13 protein-coding genes are annotated in these 19679 nt (G+C 58.7%); 8 read left to right on the top strand and 5 right to left on the bottom strand.

Annotated elements, in window-relative coordinates; translation table 11 throughout:
* The first annotated feature begins 16 nt into the window (after nucleotides 1–16).
* On the top strand, nucleotides 17–1174 hold the full coding sequence (locus PMI03_RS09535; RefSeq protein WP_049783231.1) for an OpgC family protein: 1158 nt from the start codon (nucleotides 17–19) through the stop codon (nucleotides 1172–1174).
* A gap of 343 nt (nucleotides 1175–1517) precedes the next feature.
* A complete protein-coding gene (locus PMI03_RS09530; RefSeq protein WP_007692360.1) occupies nucleotides 1518–2609 on the top strand; it encodes a porin in 1092 nt (363 codons plus the stop codon).
* 247 nt (nucleotides 2610–2856) lie between these two features.
* Here the strand turns inward: PMI03_RS09530 and PMI03_RS09525 are convergent, their stop codons facing one another.
* Nucleotides 2857–4626 carry a glucan ABC transporter ATP-binding protein/ permease gene (locus tag PMI03_RS09525; RefSeq protein ID WP_007692358.1) on the bottom strand — a complete coding sequence of 590 codons (1770 nt, stop codon included), beginning with the start codon at nucleotides 4624–4626 and terminating at the stop codon, nucleotides 2857–2859.
* Between the two features lie 370 nt (nucleotides 4627–4996).
* Between PMI03_RS09525 and PMI03_RS09520 the strand changes: the two genes are divergently transcribed.
* From PMI03_RS09520 to PMI03_RS09495, 6 genes are all read left to right on the top strand, one after another.
* Entirely contained in the window at nucleotides 4997–5737 is a 741-nt protein-coding gene (locus tag PMI03_RS09520) for a LuxR family transcriptional regulator (RefSeq protein WP_007692356.1), read from the top strand.
* 114 nt (nucleotides 5738–5851) lie between these two features.
* The gene (gene pyc, locus PMI03_RS09515; RefSeq protein WP_007692354.1) at nucleotides 5852–9313 is read left to right on the top strand and encodes a pyruvate carboxylase; all 3462 of its coding nucleotides are present in this window, start codon (nucleotides 5852–5854) and stop codon (nucleotides 9311–9313) included.
* A gap of 83 nt (nucleotides 9314–9396) precedes the next feature.
* Nucleotides 9397–10218, top strand: a complete 822-nt coding sequence (locus PMI03_RS09510; RefSeq protein ID WP_007692352.1) for an MBL fold metallo-hydrolase — start codon at nucleotides 9397–9399, stop codon at nucleotides 10216–10218.
* A 716-nt stretch (nucleotides 10219–10934) separates the two neighbouring features.
* On the top strand, nucleotides 10935–12656 hold the full coding sequence (locus tag PMI03_RS09505; protein ID WP_007692350.1) for a type I secretion system permease/ATPase: 1722 nt from the start codon (nucleotides 10935–10937) through the stop codon (nucleotides 12654–12656).
* Complete coding sequence (locus tag PMI03_RS09500) at nucleotides 12653–13963, top strand: HlyD family type I secretion periplasmic adaptor subunit (RefSeq protein ID WP_007692348.1); 1311 nt, start codon at nucleotides 12653–12655, stop codon at nucleotides 13961–13963. The genes PMI03_RS09505 and PMI03_RS09500 overlap by 4 nt, the downstream gene beginning before the upstream one ends.
* A gap of 210 nt (nucleotides 13964–14173) precedes the next feature.
* Nucleotides 14174–16096 (top strand): M10 family metallopeptidase, encoded by a 1923-nt coding sequence (locus PMI03_RS09495; protein WP_007692346.1) that lies wholly within the window; start codon nucleotides 14174–14176, stop codon nucleotides 16094–16096.
* A 373-nt stretch (nucleotides 16097–16469) separates the two neighbouring features.
* Here the strand turns inward: PMI03_RS09495 and PMI03_RS09490 are convergent, their stop codons facing one another.
* The 4 genes from PMI03_RS09490 to PMI03_RS09475 all read right to left on the bottom strand — a co-directional run bounded on the left by PMI03_RS09490 (nucleotide 16470) and on the right by PMI03_RS09475 (nucleotide 19635).
* Nucleotides 16470–17231: an amino acid ABC transporter ATP-binding protein gene (locus tag PMI03_RS09490; RefSeq protein WP_007692344.1), complete on the bottom strand. Its 762-nt coding sequence runs from the start codon at nucleotides 17229–17231 to the stop codon at nucleotides 16470–16472.
* Entirely contained in the window at nucleotides 17228–17908 is a 681-nt protein-coding gene (locus PMI03_RS09485; RefSeq protein ID WP_012652881.1) for an amino acid ABC transporter permease, read from the bottom strand. Before PMI03_RS09485 ends, PMI03_RS09490 begins: the two co-directional genes overlap by 4 nt.
* 88 nt (nucleotides 17909–17996) lie before the next feature.
* Nucleotides 17997–18770 carry an amino acid ABC transporter substrate-binding protein gene (locus PMI03_RS09480; RefSeq protein WP_007692340.1) on the bottom strand — a complete coding sequence of 258 codons (774 nt, stop codon included), beginning with the start codon at nucleotides 18768–18770 and terminating at the stop codon, nucleotides 17997–17999.
* Nucleotides 18771–19011: 241 nt separating this feature from the next.
* Nucleotides 19012–19635 carry an ATP-dependent Clp protease proteolytic subunit gene (locus PMI03_RS09475; RefSeq protein WP_007692338.1) on the bottom strand — a complete coding sequence of 208 codons (624 nt, stop codon included), beginning with the start codon at nucleotides 19633–19635 and terminating at the stop codon, nucleotides 19012–19014.
* Nucleotides 19636–19679 lie beyond the last annotated feature (44 nt).

Here is a 19679-nt window from a genome sequence, read left to right as displayed (position 1 = left end):
CAGCGGCTCGCCGAAGATGTCGACGGGGCGCGATACGAGGCTGGATGTTCTAAGGGCTTTGGCCCTGATCACGATCTTCATCAACCATGTTCCCGGCCAGTTCTTCGAGCATCTGACGACGAAGAATTTCGGCTTCTCCGATGGCGCCGAAGCCTTCGTGCTGATCTCCGGCATCTCGGTCGGCCTCGCCTATGGCACGCGCTTCAAGCCCGGCAATCGGCTCCTGACAGCCTGGAAGGCGGTCAAGCGCGCCTTCACGCTCTATACGGCGCATATGATCACCACCTTCATCACGCTGGTGCTGTTCATCTCCGGCGCCTGGATCTTTCGGCAGGTGGGTCTGCTTTGCGAGGTGAACATCCTCGCGGTGCTGATGAATCCGGCGCGTGGCATTCAAGCCCTGCTGCTGCTCGGCCATCAGATCGGCTATAACAATATCCTGCCGATGTATGGGGCGCTGTTCCTGATGCTGCCGCTGATGCTGGTGGTGGAGGCGAGAAGTCCGCTGTTTCTGCTGCTGGCTTCCGCCGGCGTCTGGCTGCTGGCCGGCATCTATCAGATCGCGCCGCATACGACGCTGCTCGACGGCTTCTGGTTCCTGAACCCGCTTTCCTGGCAGTTCCTGTTCGTCATCGGCTTCGTTGCCGTCATGCATGTGAAACGCGGTGGTCGGATTGCCTATAACCCGATCCTGTTCGCGCTGTCGCTTGCCTATGTCATGCTGTCCTTCATCTGGGTCACCGACAAGCTCTGGGTGCTAGGCGACCACTTGGCCGCGTTCGGCCTGCCCCCGGTCATTACCGGTTTCGACAAGACCTTCCTGTCCCTGCCGCGGCTTCTGCATGTGCTGGCGCTCGCCTATCTCATCATCTGCATACCATCGGTCTCGCGTGCGTTGCGGCGGCCGGCCGACCATCCGCTAGTGATCCTCGGGCGGCATTCCCTCAGCATCTTCGTTGCCGGCACCATCCTCGCCATGGCGGGGCAGGTCATTCTCTATGTTACCGAGAAGGATCCGGCCGTCGGCGCCGCCTATGTCGTCGTCGGCATTGTCCTGCAGTTTGCCTATGCCTATTATCTCGAGCACAAGCGGCTGGATACGGCTCACCATCGCCCCGTCAAGACATCGGTTGGAGCGCTTCGCCTGCCGGTGCGGATCGAACGGCACCGATAATCCGTCTGGTCGCCATTCGGCACCAAACAAACAACAAAGATTTTCAAAGACAATCCATTCACGACACTTTCGTGAAGGACGTGTGACGTGATGTTTCTGCAACGCGGCGGCGTTTCGGTACGAAGCTGCGAAAATTCCATTGTTCAAAATCTTGTTGTGCAAAACCTAAGCGCCTACATCGACGCCGTGGCGGTGCTCGGGGAGTAACGCCATCCCGGCGCCACACGCGCCCGAATGGGCGTGTGACGCAATCGTGGGGATCGTCAAAACGGGAATGGGGTAGGGAACGTCGAATTTTCGGCGCGATGACTCAAGCCCAATCGCTACTGGATTGGAGTGATCTATGAATATCAGAAGTCTTCTTCTCGGTTCCGCTGCTGCCCTGGCCGCCGTCTCGGGAGCGCAGGCGGCTGACGCCATCCTGGCCGCCGAGCCGGAACCGCTGGAATATGTCCGCATTTGCGATGCTTTTGGCGCGGGATATTTCTTCATTCCCGGCACCGAAACCTGTCTGAAGGTCGGCGGCAAGGTCCGCACCGAGGGCTATTGGAAGGATCCGAGGAACGCGGCAAGCAACATCGGCACGCAATGGCATACCCGCGCGGAGCTTTCCTTCGATACCGCGACCGATACGGAATATGGTCCGCTCAAGACCAACACCGTTTACCGGTGGGATTGGCAGGATGGCGGCACGACCAACGCCCGGCTGTTGTTTGCCAATATCAGCCTCGGTGGCTTCACCGTTGGCAAGCTCGACTCCCAATATACGATGTACATGGGCTACACGACCAGTCTTATAAACGACGAGGTCGTCTATGAAGGTCCGAAGGAGCTGAACCAACTCACCTACAAATATGATTCCGGCAACGGCTTTACCGCACTGGTGTCGCTGGAAGATTCCAATTCCTCGGCAACCAGCTCTTCCTATCGCGGCGAATGGCAGACCGGAAAGGCTGATCACTATGCTCCGGACGTCGTGGCTGGTGCCGGCTATAAGGGCAGCATGTTCCAGTTCAGGATCGTCGGCGGCTATGATTCCGTCGTCGAGGAAGGTGCCATCAAGGCGCGTATCGATGGCGACTTCGGTGCATTCAAGCCGTTCTTCATGGGTGGCTGGAATACGGATGGTGACAAGCTGAACAAATATGCCGGATCCTTCCTCAACACCAATGCGGCGGCTTGCCCGAAGAATGGCGCGGACTGCGGATGGGGTGACTGGGCCTTCTGGACCGGCTTCAGCTACACTTTCACACCGAAGCTGCAGAACACCACGATGGTCGCCTATACCGACAGCGGCATTCTGCAGGCGACGACGAACCTGGCCTGGCGTCCGGTCAAGGATCTGGTCGTCACGCCGGAACTCACCTACATGCGTTACGATGCTGCCAATACCGACCAGTGGACAGGCGCCCTGCGTTTTGAGCGCAAGTTCTGATCTGATCCCGGGCATCAGGCCGTTCCTACCCGGCTTGACGCCAAATCATAACCGGTTTGACGCCCGTCATAACTCCGCTGGCGTCATGACCGATTTGACCTCCGATCAGAGAAGGAGAAAGGTCCGGTTTTCCCTGCCGGGCCTTTCTTGTGTTTCTCAGAGGCTTTTGCCAGTGCGAATGCACTCGCGCAAAAAACCGGGGGAGCATTGCTCCCCCGGCTTCGACTTTTGGGCCCCATGCGAATGATCAGGCGGCTTCGTGTTCCGTGGTATGTGCCTTGCGGACTTCCTCGTCCGTCAGGATACCGCTGGCGCGCAGCAGGGCGGCAAAGCGGCCGTTGCTCTGGCTGAGCGCGCTGAAGCTGCCATTCTCGATAACGCGCCCGTTTTCGAGGAAGAGGACGATATCGGCCTCGCGAACCGTCGACAGGCGGTGGGCGATGATGAATGTCGTGCGGTTCTGCCGCAGATTGTCGATCGCCGCCTTGACCCTGTTCTCCGTCTCCACGTCGAGCGCGCTGGTCGCCTCGTCGAGCACGAGGATCGGCGCGTCCTTGAGGATGGCGCGGGCAATGGCAATACGCTGGCGCTCGCCACCGGAGAGCTTGTTGCCGCGTTCGCCGACACGGGTCTCGTAGCCGCTTTCACGCGTCTCGATGAAGTCGTTGGCGGCGGCCGCTTCGGCAGCGCGCATCATCTCTTCTTCGGTCGCACCCTCGCGGCCGAGACGGATGTTGTCGCTGATCGAACGGTTCAGCAGACCGGCATCCTGGAAGACGGTGGCGATGTAGCGGCGCAGCGACTTGCGCGTTACCTTGGTAATGTCGTTGCCGTCGACGAGGATCTGACCACCCTGCGGATCGTAGACACGCTGCAGGAGGTTGACCAGCGTCGTCTTGCCGGCGCCGGTCGGGCCGACGATGGCGACGGTCTGGCCGGCCTTCACCGTGAAGTTGATGTTGTGCAGGCCCTGGGCGCTGTTGCCGAAGCCGAAGGAAACGTTGCGGAACTCGACTTCGCCCTTGACGTCCTTGATCTCGGCAAGGCCAGCGGGCTCTTCACGGTCGCGGACGGAATCTTCCAGCGTATAGAAGTCCACCAGCTTGGCGCGGGCTTCGAAGATCTGGTTGGCGAAGTTGCGCAGCAGCTCCAGGCGACCGATCAGTACGTTGGCGAAGGCGATGAAGGTGATCAGCGCGCCGATGCTGAGGCTGCCGCCCTGGACGAGCACGGTGCCGATCATCAGGATCGCCATCATCGCAATGGTCGAGGCGGTGCGGTTCAGCGCGCCGGCCAGCGCCCACCAGTCGAGGACCGGATACTGAGCGGCAAGCAGGCGTTCGGTGAAGGACTTCAGCGCCTTGGTTTCGGCTTCGATGCGGTTGTAGCTGTGCAGCACCGAGACGTTGCTGATCGAGTCGCTGACATGCGAGAAGACGGTGTTGTAATGGCTTTCGACCGAGGTCTGGCCGTCCTTGGTACGGTTCATGACCACACTGCCGATGATCCAGTAGAAGATACCGAGCAGAACGAGGACGGCGGACAGGCGCAAGTCCATGGCCATGGCGGTCGGGATCATCACGACGAGGGCGACGGCCGTCGTCAGGTGATTGCGCATGAATTCGAGCCACAGGCCGAACAGGGCTTCACAGGCACGCAGCAGCGTGTTCAACGCGCTGGCCGTGCCGCGCTGGCTGTGCCAGGACAGGGGCATGGAGATGATGCGGCTGAAGGCCTCCGTCAGCAGCGATGCGCGACGGCCATGGGCGAGACGGTCCGCCTCGCGGGAAACGATGATGAAGGCGACCGCGCTGAAGACGGCAAAGCCGGCCCACAGCATCATGGTCGGCGTCACGGGCTCTTTCTTGCCGATGGCGTCGAAGATGCGGCCGAACAGAACCGGCTCATAGATCGTGGTCATCGCCAACGCGATGTTGGCGACAACGACCATCCATACGCGGTAACGATACGCGCCAAGATACTTCAGGGCTCTTGCATAGACTTTGAAAAGAGACACGTCTGGCAACCTCTGTGCATCAGCAATTTCGGAATGTTGGCGACACTACAGATTGCTACCTGAACCGGCGATTAACGGAATCCGGCGCTGCTTTTTCAGAGGAAATTTCATGGGTTACGCGCCTGGTCGCCAGGACAGGCCTTCGGCCACTTGAGAAGTATGAGGATTCAGGAATACTTTCTTACATTAGCATTGTCGCGCGGCGAAGCGATTGCTATGCGAAGTTGAATTCTGAATTTCTCGCCACAGACGTTCAAATTTATTTCGATCCGAGTATGTTTGCCCGCCATCCGCCGCGCCGGAGGCGGTGCGGATATCGGTGGGGCGTTCGTCGACGAGGAACCAGGCTTTTTCGGGCCAGGGGGTATGTGTGAATATTCATTCGTTAATGCAATTGCTTGTGGTCGTTGAAGAATGCAATCAGCCCAAGAATGTCGTGACGGAACTCGAGTCGGTGCTGCGCTCCTATAAGTTCGATTTCTATGGTCTGCTGAGGCATCCGCGGCCGGCGGTCGACATTGTCAGCGTCATGCTTGCGGGTCGTTGGCCAGACAAATGGCCGCTTACCTATGTCGCCCGGAAATATGTGCTGGTCGATCCGACCATGCGCTATCTCGGCCAGGCGCAGCGGCCTTTCCGTTGGCGCGACGCGATGGCAGCGCTGAAGGGTGATCCGCTCCGCCGCCGTATGGAGCAGATGATGGCCGATGCCCGAGCCAACGGGCTCGTCGACGGCTATATCTTTCCCATTTTCGGGCGCAGCGGCCTGCTCGGCACGATGACGATCGGCGGCAATTCGGTCGATCTGTCGCCCGCCGAACTTTCGCTATTCGACGCCGTGGCCAAGAAAGTCTTCTGGCGGCTTCTGGAGTTGCGTGACGAGGCACGGCCGCTTGAGGAAGCCCCCGCGATCGAGGCCAAGCTGACTAGGCGCGAGATCGAGGTGCTCAATCATCTGGCGGAAGGCATGACCTCGATGGATATCAGCCGCACGCTCAAGATCTCCAATCACACCGTCGATTGGTACATGAATAGCATCCAGGACAAGCTGAACGCCCGGAACCGCCAGCATATCGTCGCAATCGCCTTCAGAAACGGACTTGTTCCATAGCCGCAACTATTTTGATTTCTGACGCTACGGGAAATTGAACTTCCCGTGACAAGAAGTTAAGAATTCTCTTCGCGGGTGCAGCATTGCCCGTTTCGATGCCGTGAGGAGACTGCATTGCCCATATCCAAGATCCTGGTTGCCAACCGTTCCGAGATTGCCATTCGCGTATTTCGCGCTGCCAATGAGCTCGGGATTAAAACAGTCGCCATCTGGGCCGAGGAAGACAAACTGGCATTGCACCGCTTCAAGGCGGACGAGAGCTATCAGGTCGGCCGCGGCCCGCATCTTTCCCGCGACCTCGGGCCGATCGAAAGCTATCTGTCGATCGACGAGATCATCCGTGTCGCCAAGCTGTCCGGTGCCGACGCCATTCATCCGGGCTACGGCCTCCTGTCGGAAAGCCCCGAGTTCGTTGACGCCTGCGATGCCGCCGGCATCATCTTCATCGGCCCGCGCGCCGATACGATGCGCCAGCTTGGCAACAAGGTCGCGGCCCGCAACCTGGCGATCTCGGTTGGCGTGCCGGTCGTGCCTGCCACCGAACCGCTGCCCGACGATATGAAGCTCGTGGCGAAGATGGCCGAGGAGATCGGCTATCCGGTGATGCTCAAGGCCTCCTGGGGCGGCGGCGGTCGCGGCATGCGTGCCATCCGTGATCCCAAGGATCTCGCCAAGGAAGTGACGGAAGCCAAGCGTGAGGCGATGGCCGCTTTCGGCAAGGACGAGGTCTATCTGGAAAAGCTGGTCGAGCGTGCCCGCCACGTCGAAAGCCAGGTTCTCGGCGACACCCATGGCAATGTCGTGCACCTGTTCGAGCGCGACTGTTCGGTCCAGCGCCGCAACCAGAAGGTCGTCGAGCGCGCGCCCGCACCTTACCTCACGGACGCCCAACGCCAGGAACTGGCCGCCTATTCGCTGAAGATCGCCGGTGCGACCGGCTATGTCGGCGCCGGCACGGTCGAATATCTGATGGATGCCGATACCGGCAAATTCTACTTCATCGAAGTCAATCCGCGCATCCAGGTCGAGCATACGGTGACCGAAGTTGTCACCGGTATCGACATCGTCAAGGCGCAGATCCACATCCTCGACGGTTTTGCCATCGGCACGCCGGAATCGGGCGTGCCGAAGCAGGCGGATATCCGCCTCAATGGCCATGCCCTGCAGTGCCGCGTCACCACCGAGGATCCGGAACATAACTTCATTCCCGATTACGGCCGCATCACCGCCTATCGCTCGGCTGCCGGCTTCGGCATTCGTCTAGATGGCGGTACCGCCTATTCGGGCGCGATCATCACCCGCTTCTATGATCCGCTGCTGGTCAAGGTGACCGCTTGGGCCTCGACGCCGGACGAGACGATTGCCCGCATGGACCGGGCGCTGCGCGAATTCCGTATTCGCGGCGTGGCGACCAACCTCACCTTCCTCGAAGCGATCATCACCCACCCAAAATTCCGCGATAACAGCTATACGACGCGCTTCATAGATACGACGCCGGAGCTGTTCCAGCAGGTCAAGCGCCAGGACCGCGCCACCAAGCTGCTCACCTATCTGGCCGACGTCACCGTCAACGGCCATCCGGAAGCCCGTGGCCGGCCCGCGCCGTCGCCGAAGGCCTCGGAGCCTATTCTGCCCTATATCGACGGCAAAGTTCCCGACGGCAGCAAGCAGCGGCTCGACCAGCTCGGTCCGCAGAAGTTCGCCGAATGGATGCGCAATGAGAAGCGCGTGCTTCTGACCGACACGACGATGCGCGACGGCCATCAATCGCTGCTCGCCACCCGCATGCGGACCTTCGATATCGCCCAGGTCGCCGGGACCTATGCCCGCGCTCTGCCGCAACTGCTGTCGCTGGAATGCTGGGGCGGCGCCACCTTCGACGTCTCCATGCGCTTCCTCACCGAAGATCCGTGGGAGCGCCTGTCGCTGATCCGCGAGGGCGCGCCGAACCTGCTTCTGCAGATGCTTTTGCGCGGTGCCAACGGCGTCGGCTACACCAACTATCCCGACAATGTCGTCAAATACTTTGTCCGCCAAGCCGCCAAGGGCGGTATAGATCTCTTCCGCGTCTTCGACTGCCTGAACTGGGTCGAGAACATGCGCGTGTCGATGGATGCCATCATCGAGGAGAACAAGCTCTGCGAGGCGGCGATCTGCTATACCGGCGATATTCTGAACTCCGCCCGTCCGAAGTATGATCTGAAGTACTATACCGATCTCGCCGTCGAACTGGAAAAGGCCGGTGCCCATATCATCGCACTGAAGGACATGGCCGGGCTTCTGAAGCCTGCCGCTGCCAAGGTGCTGTTCAAGGCGTTGCGCGAGGCGACCAGCCTGCCGATCCACTTCCACACGCATGATACCTCGGGCATTGCCGCCGCCACGGTGCTGGCGGCCGTGGACGCGGGCGTCGATGCGGTCGATGCGGCGATGGATGCGCTTTCCGGCAATACCTCGCAGCCCTGCCTCGGCTCGATCGTCGAAGCTTTGAAGGGCACTGAGCGCGATCCGGGCCTCGATCCTGAATGGATCCGCCGGGTCTCCTTCTACTGGGAAGCGGTACGCCATCAGTACGCGGCCTTCGAGAGCGATCTCAAGGGACCGGCCTCGGAAGTCTACCTGCATGAAATGCCAGGCGGCCAGTTCACCAACCTCAAGGAACAGGCGCGCTCGCTCGGTCTCGAGACCCGCTGGCATCAGGTGGCGCAGGCTTATGCCGACGCCAACCAGATGTTTGGCGATATCGTCAAGGTCACCCCCTCTTCCAAGGTGGTCGGCGACATGGCGCTGATGATGGTCTCCCAGGACCTGACAGTTGCCGATGTGGTTAATCCCGACCGGGAAGTGTCCTTCCCGGAATCGGTGGTCTCGATGCTGAAGGGCGATCTCGGCCAGCCGCCGGGCGGATGGCCGGTGGCCTTGCAGAAGAAGGCGCTGAAGGGTGAGGCGCCCTATACGGTGCGTCCCGGCTCTCTGTTGGCCGAGGCCGATCTCGATGCCGAGCGCAAGGTCATCGAGACCAAGCTGGAGCGCAAGGTCGATGACTTCGAATTCGCTTCTTACCTGATGTATCCGAAGGTCTTCACCGACTATGCGCTGGCCGCCGATACCTATGGCCCGGTCTCGGTGCTGCCGACGCCTGCCTACTTCTACGGATTGAAGGAAGGCGGCGAGCTCTTTGCCGAGATCGAGAAGGGCAAGACGCTGGTGGTTGTCAACCAGGCGATGACGGCGACCGATGAAAAGGGCATGGTGACCGTGTTCTTCGAGCTCAACGGCCAGCCGCGTCGCATCAAGGTGCCGGACCGTGCCCATGGCGCCTCGGGCAGTGCCGTGCGCCGCAAGGCGGAGCCCGGCAATGCCGCGCATGTCGGCGCGCCGATGCCGGGCGTCATCTCCCGCGTCTTCGTCACCCCCGGCCAGGCGATCAAGGCCGGCGACGTGCTCGTCTCCATCGAAGCGATGAAGATGGAAACGGCACTGCATGCGGAGAAGGACGGCACCATAACCGAAGTCCTCGTGCTTGCCGGCGACCAGATCGACGCCAAGGACCTGCTGGTCGTCTACGGAGCTTGATCGTCCGTCACAAGACTAAAGGAAAGGGACGGCTCTCGGGTCGGCCTTTTCCTGAATCTGGCCTTCAAGGTGAGATCGCATCAATGACAGACAGTCTCCGGCATTTCGGGCAATATGACGTTATCCTTTTGCGCGACGGTGTCTTCGAAGCGCCAGCGGACGTGCTGATCCATGCGGATGGCAGCGTTGCACGGCAGCGTGCGATCGAAGCGTTGGGCAAGCCGATGCTTCAGGTGGATGTAAACTGTTTTGCCCTGCGCAGCGCCGATGGCATCATTCTCGTGGATGCCGGCACCGGTACCGCGTGGGGACCAAAATACGGCCATGCGCGATCGGCGTTGCAGGAGGCCGGCATTACGCCGGACCAGATACGGCTGATATTGCTGACCCATATCCATGGTGATCATGCGCTCGGCCTGTTCGACGGTGACGCTTCGTATTTCCCGAATGCAGAGGTGTTCGTGCCGGACAGGGACTTTGCGTTTTTCACCGATCCAGTCGCCCGACAGGCAACGGCGGAGACGCGCCGCGGCGGCTTCAACGTGGCTGAGCAGCTTGTCCGCGTCTATGGGCCTCGGGTCCGGCAGATTCCTGATGGCCCTGTGTTGGCCGGTATAGAGGCTCGCCCTCTGCCGGGTCACACTCCCGGCCACACCGGCTATCTGGTGCGCGGCGGGGACAAGGATCTTCTGATCTGGGGCGACACCTTGCATCTGGAAGACCTTCAACCCGGCGATCCGAAGATCGGCCTGATCTACGATATCGACCCCGAGATGGCGGTACGAACACGTCAGGCTACGCTGGAACATGCCGTCCGCGAAGGCTGGATTGTCGCCGGCGGCCATATCACCGGCTTCGGCCGCGTGGGACGGGCCTCAGAGGGCTACCGGATCGTGCCGGTGTGAAACCCGGCCAATTTGCTCCTATCCCCTCGCCATGCCTGTTGCAGAAGATCCGATTGATTTGTGCGTGTGGACGATGAAGCCCAAATCGACCATGCCGAGATGACATTGTTGCTTCATCGTCACACTATCTCTCAAAGTTCAGTGGGAGCGCGAACTGAAAATCTGAAGTATGCGTAAATCACTTTATAGACGACAATCCCGAATCTATGAGTTTATTCGCGGGATGCAGGAATCTGCCTCTGGCAAATAGGCGGAAGAACCCAGATCGTCGAATTTATTTTTCGCTTTATTAAGCGTAATTATGCGTAACGGATGCGGATTCGTCGACCGGACGACGATGTTTTCTCACTCCGCTTGAATAGAACGCTTTGCGGTTTTACAAATCTCTTACCTCTCGGATGCATATTGATCCCGGCTTCTGTTGCACACCACGCTTTCGTATCGAGTCCGCCGTCCTTTTTCTGCGGATCATCCAGATTGCGAGTGGAACTAGCCTCTAACCAACGGCCCGACGATTAACCGATCAACTATCAAGAGCATTCTAGAGCGTATGGCTAACGAGCGCGAAGAGTTATCTGAAATTTCCAAGGACGCGAACAGCTCGATCTTGTTGAAGAACGTTGCCTTGGCAATCTTCGATCAGGATGACTTCCGTTTCATTGCGGCAGCGTGAGCGGGGTTTGAGCTTGTCTAGCACGACTACGAAGACTCCACAGATGTTCCTTGTGGCCGTTTTATCCTCCTTGAAGAAAGCCTTTCTCGGGATCGGTGCGACCAGCGCGCTTGTCAACGTTCTCGCCTTGACCGGCTCCTTCTTCATGCTGCAGGTCTACGATCGCGTCATTCCAGGCCACAGTCTGCCTACGCTGGTTGGTCTGGGCATCATAACGGCCACACTTTACGCGTTTCAGGGAATCCTCGAGCTCGTCCGTTCGATGCTTTTGGTGCGCGTCGGCCTATCGGTGGATGAACGCTTCGGAACAGCTGTCTACGATTCCCTCGTCTTATTTCCGTCGCGCATGCAGGTGCCCGGAAATGGTCTTCAGTCGGTGCACGACCTGGATACTGTACGAATGTTTCTTTCGGGGCCGGGGCCGACTGCTTTGTTCGATATTCCCTGGATGGCGTTTTATCTCGGTTTATGCTTCCTGTTTCATGTGTGGATCGGTATGACGGCCTTGGCCGGAGCCCTAATGCTCATCGGTCTGACGATCTTGGCTGAACTGAAGTCACGTCAGCCGGCTAAGGAGGCCGCGAAAATCGCCTCCGAGCGAATGGCTCTTGCGGAAGCAACGCGTCGCAATTCAGAAGCCGTGCTTGCGATGGGTTTTGGCCATCTGCTTGGTAGGCAGTGGAGCGAAATCAATCGCCGCTATCTCAGTAACCATCTGCGTGCGTCAAACGTGACAGGCATACTCGGGACAATTTCCAAGATCTTGCGAATGGTACTGCAGTCAGCGGTGCTTGCTGTTGGGGCCATACTTGTCATCCGCCAAGAGGCCTCGGGCGGCATTATGATAGCAAGTTCCATCCTTGTTAGTCGGGCGTTGGCGCCGGTCGAACTGGCGATCGGCCAATGGAAGGGTTTCGCCGCAGCGCGTGATAGCTGGTCACGGCTGATGAAGCTCGCGCAACTGATGCAGGCTGATGAAAAAGAAGTTTCCCTTCCCAGGCCCGAAAGCGCCCTGAAAGCTGAAAACCTGCATCTCGCGGCGCCGGGCTTAAAGCTCGCGATTGTGCGCGGCGTTTCCTTTGAGCTTCGGGCAGGAGAAGCCGTCGGTGTCATCGGTCCAAGCGCATCAGGTAAATCCTCACTCGCGCGGGGCCTCGTCGGGATTTGGCCGCCGATTTCAGGCGCGGTCCGCCTGGATGGGGCATCTCTGTCACAATGGGATCCGCGAGCGCTTGGCCAACACATTGGATATTTGCCGCAGGATGTTTCGTTGTTTGGTGGATCTATCGCCGAAAACATAGCCCGTTTCGATCCGGATGCGCCGTCAGAAAAAATCATTGCTGCTGCGAAGGCGGCTGGTGTCTACGACATGATTGTGCAGTTCCCCGAAGGCTTCGACACGAAGATCGGCGAACAAGGATCGGCGCTGTCGGGCGGACAGCGGCAGCGTATCGCGCTGGCACGTGCGCTCTATGGCGAGCCGTTCCTGATCGTTCTCGATGAGCCTAACTCAAACCTCGACGCGGAGGGGGAGGCGGCGTTGTCACGTGCGATACTGGATGTGAAGGCGCGTGGCGGCATTGCTATCATTATCGCTCATCGCCCAAGTGCACTTGGTGTTGTCGACAAGGTTCTTGTCCTGGCGAATGGTCAGATGCAGGCATTTGGGCCGAAGGATGAAGTCCTCAGGAAGACGACGCAGCCAGCGCCGTCCGGGCTGCAGCCTGTTCGACTAATGATCGCCGGCGAGGAGAGGACGCAATGAAGGATGATCACGCGCCGCTTGCCGAGCAAGCCATCCGTCGCCTGACGTTCGTCGCGATCACCGCAATTATCTTTCTCGTTGGGGTCCTGGGAGGTCTAGCTGCTACCATTCGCCTTCAGGGCGCTGTCATTGCCGCCGGCACGTTGGTCGTCGACAGCTACGTTAAACCCGTTCAGCACCAAAAGGGCGGAACTGTCGGTCAAGTGTTCGTCAAGAACGGGGATCGTGTCGAACCTGGCCAAATACTCATACATCTCGATGACACCCAAGCGCGTGCTAATCTTGCGATCGTTTCGAAGCGTCTGAAGGAACTTGCCGCGCGCACCGCACGGCTTTCAGCCGAACGAGATTCTAAAGAGGATATCACCTTTCCTGAGGGCCTTTTAAAGGAGCGGGAGATTGTCGAAGTGGCAGCGATGCTCGATGGTGAGCAGCGGCTGTTTCATGATCGGCGGTCTTCCAAGATGGGGCGCAAAGCGCAGTTGGCCGAGCGGGTGCGCCAGCTTTCGAAGGAGGCGGAGGGGCTGAGCGCCCAACAGGACGGCAAACGGCAAGCGATTGCCATTATCAACAAGGAACTCACCAGCCTGCAACCGTTGCTCGATCAGGGCATTATCCCGGCGACCCGAGTCTATAACTTACAGCGCGATGCAGCAGACCTCACCGGTGAGCTCGGCAGTCTGATCGCCTCCGCGGCCCAAACCAACGGCAAGATCGCTGAAACCCAGCTGCAGATCATTCAGGTTGATGACGATCAAAGAACCGAGGTATCGGACCAACTGCGCCAGGCCGAAAGCGAAATCGGTGAATATTCCGAGCGTTTCGTTGCTGCTGAGGACGAGTTGAGACACATCGATATCCGCGCACCACAGGCAGGCATCGTTCATCAACTGGCTGTGCATGCATCAGGGGCAGTCGTTACGCCCAGTGAAGCGATCATGCAAATTGTGCCTGACAACGATGTGCTGACACCGGAACTCAAGCTGTCGCCGCAGGATATCGATCAGGTGGTTGTAGGGCAGGACGTAACGCTTCGATTTTCTGCGTTCAATCAGCGCACCACACCGGAATTGAGTGGCCGCATTACGAGGATTGCAGCCGATCTCACCACTGATCAGCGCACCGGGCAAGGCTATTATAGCCTCAGGGTCGCCGTCTCGGCGACCGAATGGGCTCGGTTGGGCAATCTAGCACCGGTGGTCGGGATGCCGGTGGAGGCGTTCATTCAGACGGGTGAGCGTACTGCACTGGCATATTTGGCAAAGCCGTTGACGGACCAAATGGCTCGGGCGTTTAGAGAAGAGTGACGATGTCGAATGTGGCTTGTTCTCAAGATTCCGGTCCAGAACTGGCAGTAATTCGCCGGTGTTGCGCAGCGTCGATCGCTCTCATCCTCACATGGTGGTGAAAGATGTTAACGGAAAATGCTACTCCTACTTGCAGATCACTTACTTGCCGTTTAAGCATCTCGATGAACGGCGGCTATTAAATTCACGGGACGTTAGGGGACGTTTTGAATGCTTACTTCGTATTTTCCGGTTCCGTGGCCTAGCACTTCGAATGATGTTGATGGCCTGATCTACGGTCGGTATTGGGCGTCCTCCGCGCTGGATTTTTCGTTTACCACCAGCGGTGCGCAATATGGTAGTTACAGCGGGGAGCAGCTGACGTTCCAGCCCCTCAATGCAACCATGCAGGCAGCAGTGCACTCGGCCTTGGCGCAGTACAGTTCGATCTCGAACCTTACTTTCATGGAAGAAACGTCGGTTCCGGGAAACGCTACATTGCGTTTTGGCATGTCGGACGAGGCGCAGAACTCCGCTTATACCTATTTCCCTTCGGAAAGTGCTCAGGGTGGCGATGTCTGGTTCGGTACACAGAGCGGCCTAAGTGCCATGACCAATCCGGTCAAGGGCAATTATGCGTGGATATCCACGCTGCATGAAATTGGGCATGCACTTGGCCTCAAGCATCCGCACGAGTTTTCAAATACTAACTTCGTGACAACGAGCCTTGCGCACGACAGCATGGAATTTACGGTCATGAGCTATCGCTCCTATACAGGAGCGTCTTTGTATACCGGCTATACAAATGAAGACTTCGGCTTTGCACAATCGCTGATGATGTACGATATCGCCGCGATCCAAAAACTGTATGGAGCTGATTTTTCTGCGCACGCTGGCAATACCACCTACACCTTTTCTTCCACGACTGGCGAGATGTTCATCGACGGAGTCGGGCAGGGAAAGCCTGGAGACAACCGTGTCTTCCTCACCGTGTGGGATGGTGGCGGTGTCGATACCTATGATTTCTCGAACTATACCTCGGCTCAATCCATAAATTTGGCACCCGGCGGCTGGTCCGCGATGTCGAGATCACAGCTCGCTTATCTTGGTGACGGCCACTTTGCGCATGGAAACGTCTACAATGCCCTCCAGTATAATGGCGACAATCGCTCGTTGATCGAAAATGCGATCGGTGGATCCGGCAGCGACACGATTATCGGTAATGCTGCCAACAATTCGCTAACGGGGGGAGGTGGAAACGATTGGCTCAGCGGAGGCGCGGGTGTCGACACGGCGGTGTTCAACTTCAGCCTGAAGCAAGCAACGGTCGATTATGGCAATCGCGCGATGCTGCTTAACGGTAGCGAAGGCCATGACAGCTTGGTCTGGATTGAGAAGCTGCAGTTTTCCGACAGGACAATCGTTCAAGATGACGGCTCCGCCCTGGTCGATGATATGTTTTACTATACTCACAACCATGACGTTTTTGACGCAGGTGCTGACGCGGATCAGCATTACTCAAACGTCGGATGGCGTGAGGGCCTTGATCCGAACAAATTCTTTGATACTTCCGAATATCTGGCGAAGTATCATGATGTCGCGGCTGCCGGCATTAATCCGCTTCAGCACTACGACCAGTTCGGCTGGAAGGAGGGACGAGATCCATCGAGCCTCTTCCATACGTCGGAATATCTACGGCTCAATCCAGACGTTGCTGCGGCCAAGATCGATCCACTTGAGCACTATCTGAAGTTTGGTATCTACGAGGGTCGCAATGTTAATGCCAAAGACCTGTTGATCGACGACACGTTCTATTTCAAGAACAATCCAGATGTGGAAACAGCCCATGCGGATCCCGAGCAGCACTACAATCAATTCGGCTGGCATGAAGGGCGTGACCCCAACCCGTTTTTTGATACATCGGGATATCTCGCAGCGTACCACGATGTGGCTGCTGCTGGCGTCAATCCGTTCACCCACTATCTGCAGTACGGCTGGCATGAAGGACGCGACCCCTCCCGCAACTTCGATGCAGCGGGCTATTTGAAACTCAATCCAGACGTTGCTGCTGCCGGAATTAATCCTCTTGAGCATTATCTGGAGTTTGGGGTTTTCGAAGGCAGAACCTATGTGAGTGACGGTACGTTCGCGTAGCCGTGAGCATGGATGAACGGATCCGTGTACCGTCCATTTGGATGTGCGATGGCTGACTATTTCATAGCCGCCGGCGTGCTGTCGGAACGGCTAAGCGATTTCCTTGACGCCTTCCATGGTTGAAAGCGCAATGGCGCATAGCAGGAGGCGTCTAGCTGAAAATCCGGACCGACTACAACGGCACCTCGGGTCTATATGAGGGACTTCTGGTAGGGATCAACGGACAGATCGCCCAAAAGACTTTAGTTTCGATGTATGGGAAAAGGATGGAACGCCGCGAAAGGAGCCGTTTTAGCTCCGAGCGATCGAGGAGACGACTCGCCAAGCCTCCGGCCTCTCTTCACGTTGTTCACTCAGAGAGGAAGCCCCGCTCTCATATGTCGTAGCTGTGCCCCGCGTTTAGCGTCGAGATGAACTGTTTCGTCCGCTCCTGCTGAGGGGCGCCGAAGATGGTGCGGGAGGGGCCGGTTTCGACGATGTTGCCGGTTTCGAGGAAAACGACACTGGTGGCGATCTTCGAGGCGAGGCGCAGATCGTGCGTCGCCATCACCATGGTCGTGCCCTCGTTGGCGAGCTTGCCGAGAACATCGACGACTTCGGCGGCCAGTTCCGGATCGAGTGCCGAGGTCGGCTCGTCGCAGAGGAGGACGCGGGGCGAGGGGGCGAGCGCGCGGGCGATCGCCACACGCTGCTGCTGCCCGCCGGAGAGCGTCGAGGGCCATGCATCGATCTTGTGCGCCATACCGACCTTGGTCAGAAGCTCGACGGCGCGGGCGCGGGCCTTGTCGGCCGGCCAGCGCAGCACCGTCGTCAGGCCCTCCATGACGTTTTCTATGGCGGTCCTGTGCGGAAAGAGCTGGAAATTCTGGAAGACCATGCCGGTCTGGCGGCGAATCTTCTGGATGTCCTGCCAGGCGGTCTTCTTGCCCGGCTGGAAGGTGGTGCTCACCTCGCCGATGCGGATGGTGCCGGCCGTCGGGATTTCCAGAAGGTTGATGCAGCGCAAAAGCGTGCTCTTGCCGCCGCCGGAAGGGCCGACCAGCGCCGTCACCGTGCCTTCCGGGATGGTCAGGCTGATATCCTTCAGGATGACACTGTCGCCGAAGCGCTTTTCGATGTGTGACAGCTCGATCATGTCCGCGCCTCCAGCGTGCCGCCGGAGCGGGCGAAACGGCGTTCGAGATAGCCCTGCAGTGTCGAGAGGAAGGTGCTGAGCACGAGATAGATGATGGCGGCCTCGATGTAGAGGATCAGCGGCTCATAGGTGGTGGCGACGATGCGCTGCGCGGCCTGGAACAGCTCCGGCACGGTGATCGCGGCGGCAAGCGAGGTGTCCTTGACCAGCGAGATGAAGGTGTTCGACAGCGGCGGCACGGCGACGCGTGCCGCCTGCGGCAGGATGGTGCGGCTCATCGCCTGGCGCCAGTTCATGCCGATGGAATAGGCTGCTTCCCACTGGCCCTTCGGCACGGAGGAGATGACGGCGCGGATGATCTCGGACGAGTAGGCGCCGACATTCAGTGTGAAGCCGATGACGGCGGCCGGGAAGGCATCGAGCAGGATGCCCATGCTCGGCAGGCCGTAGAAGATGACGAAAAGCTGCACCAAAAGCGGCGTGCCGCGGATTACCCAGACATAGAAGCGCGCGACGGCGACGAGCGGCTTTGGGCCGAACAGCCGTGTGACGGCGGTGACGAGGCCGAGCAGCAGGCCGAGAACGAAGGTGATCAGAGTGAGCGGGATGGTGAAGACGAGCCCCGCCCAAAGCAGCGTGCCCAGCGACTCCCACATCAATTGCAACCAGTGCTCCACGGAGAAGCGACCTTTCCATAACAGAATGCGTCCGGGGATGGCCCCGGACGCATCTTTTTCACAATTTGGCGTTTCTGCCTATTCCCACTTACTTCGAAACGTCCTGGCCGAAGTATTTGTCGGAGATCTTGGCATAGGTACCGTCAGCCTTGATGTCGGCCAGCGCCTTGTTGATGGCGGCCTGCAGTTCCGGCTCACCCTTGCGGATGATGGCGGCGGAAAAATCGGCATTGGCCTGCTGGGCGACGATCTTCACCGGCGCGTCGGGCTTGTGCTTCTTGAAATCGAGGAAGGACAGGCTGTCGTTGATCGTGGCGTCGGCGCGGCCGGTGAGCACGAGCTGGATCGACTGGTCGAAACCGTCGGTGCCGACGAGTTCGGCGCCGGACGCTTGAGCGAGCTTGCCGAAATTGCTGGTCAACGATTGCGCGGACTTCTTGCCCTTGAGATCGGCGAAATCCTTGATGTCGGTGTTGCTGTCCTTGACAATCAGCACGGCCTTGGAGGCGATGTAGGGATCGGAGAAATCATATTTCTGCTTGCGGGCGTCGGTAACGCCAACTTCGTTGATGACGGTGTCGTAGCGCTTTGCGTCGAGGCCGGCGATCAGGCCGTCCCACTTGCCTTCCAGGAACTCGGCCTTGACGCCGAGCTTGGAAGCGATGGCTTCGGCGATCTCGACATCGAAGCCGACAAGCTTGCCGCTTGCGTCATGAAAGGTGAAGGGCGCATAGGTGCCTTCCGTGCCAACCTGCAGCACGCCGGCGTCCTGGATCGCCTTGAGATTGTCGCCAGCATGGGCGGGCAAAAGGAAAGCGGCCTGCACGAGAGCAGCGGCGGCAACGGTCTTCAACCAGTTCATCGTTTTCTTCCGTTTCTGGAACATGTTGCAATCAATGTTGCATACATCGCAGAAAAAATGGACCGGGGAAGCGTAGAAAACTGCGAAAGGAATCGGCAATTGCGAATATTTTTCTCAAGAGATGGTGGTTTAGACAGCTTTGCCGAGCATACCGCACCTGCGGGCCAGCCAAACGCCCATAGCCCAGCGGTTGCAACACTCCCCATTTTTGCGACATCGCCGGTCAGAGCCTTGATCGCACTCAACTCTCCGGGGCTATAGGCAGGTCTTCCTCGCGAACCTGGAGGATACGGTCGATAAGGCCCCATTCCAGAGCTTGTTCCGCGGTCATGAAATGGTCGCGGTCCATCGCGCGCTCGAACTCCTCATAGGTGCGTCCACAATGTTCAGCGTAGAGCCGCGTCATTCGATGCTTGGTCCGTTCCATTTCCGCGGCATGGATCAGCATGTCGGAAGCCTGTCCCTGGAAGCCACCCAACGGCTGATGGATATGGATGCTGGAGTTGGGCAGTGCGGATCGCTCACCGGCTTGGCCGGCCATCAGAAGGAACGACCCCATCGAACGGGCGGTCCCCATGCAGAGTGTGTGCACCGGCGCGCGGATGTAACGCATGGTGTCATACATGGCGAGGCCGCTGGTCACGACGCCGCCCGGCGAATTGATGTAGAGACTGATCGGTTTCCTGGAGTTTTCCGCTTCCAGAAACAGCAATTGCGCGCAGACCAGGGCGGAAACGGTATCGTTCACTTCGCCATTGAGAAAAATGATCCTCTCACGCAGGAGGCGGGAATAGATGTCGAAAGATCGCTCCCCTCTGCTGGATTGTTCTATGACCATAGGGACGAGTTGCATCGCTTCGCTCATCGGCGAACTCCAATCTTCCAGGATTTGCGAGGGAGTCTCGCTGC

The organism is Rhizobium sp. AP16 (assembly GCF_000281735.1).
Classification (GTDB): domain Bacteria; phylum Pseudomonadota; class Alphaproteobacteria; order Rhizobiales; family Rhizobiaceae; genus Rhizobium; species Rhizobium rhizogenes.
Note: the sequence above shows the minus strand (reverse complement) of the source record. Positions and strands in the feature narration are given on the sequence as shown.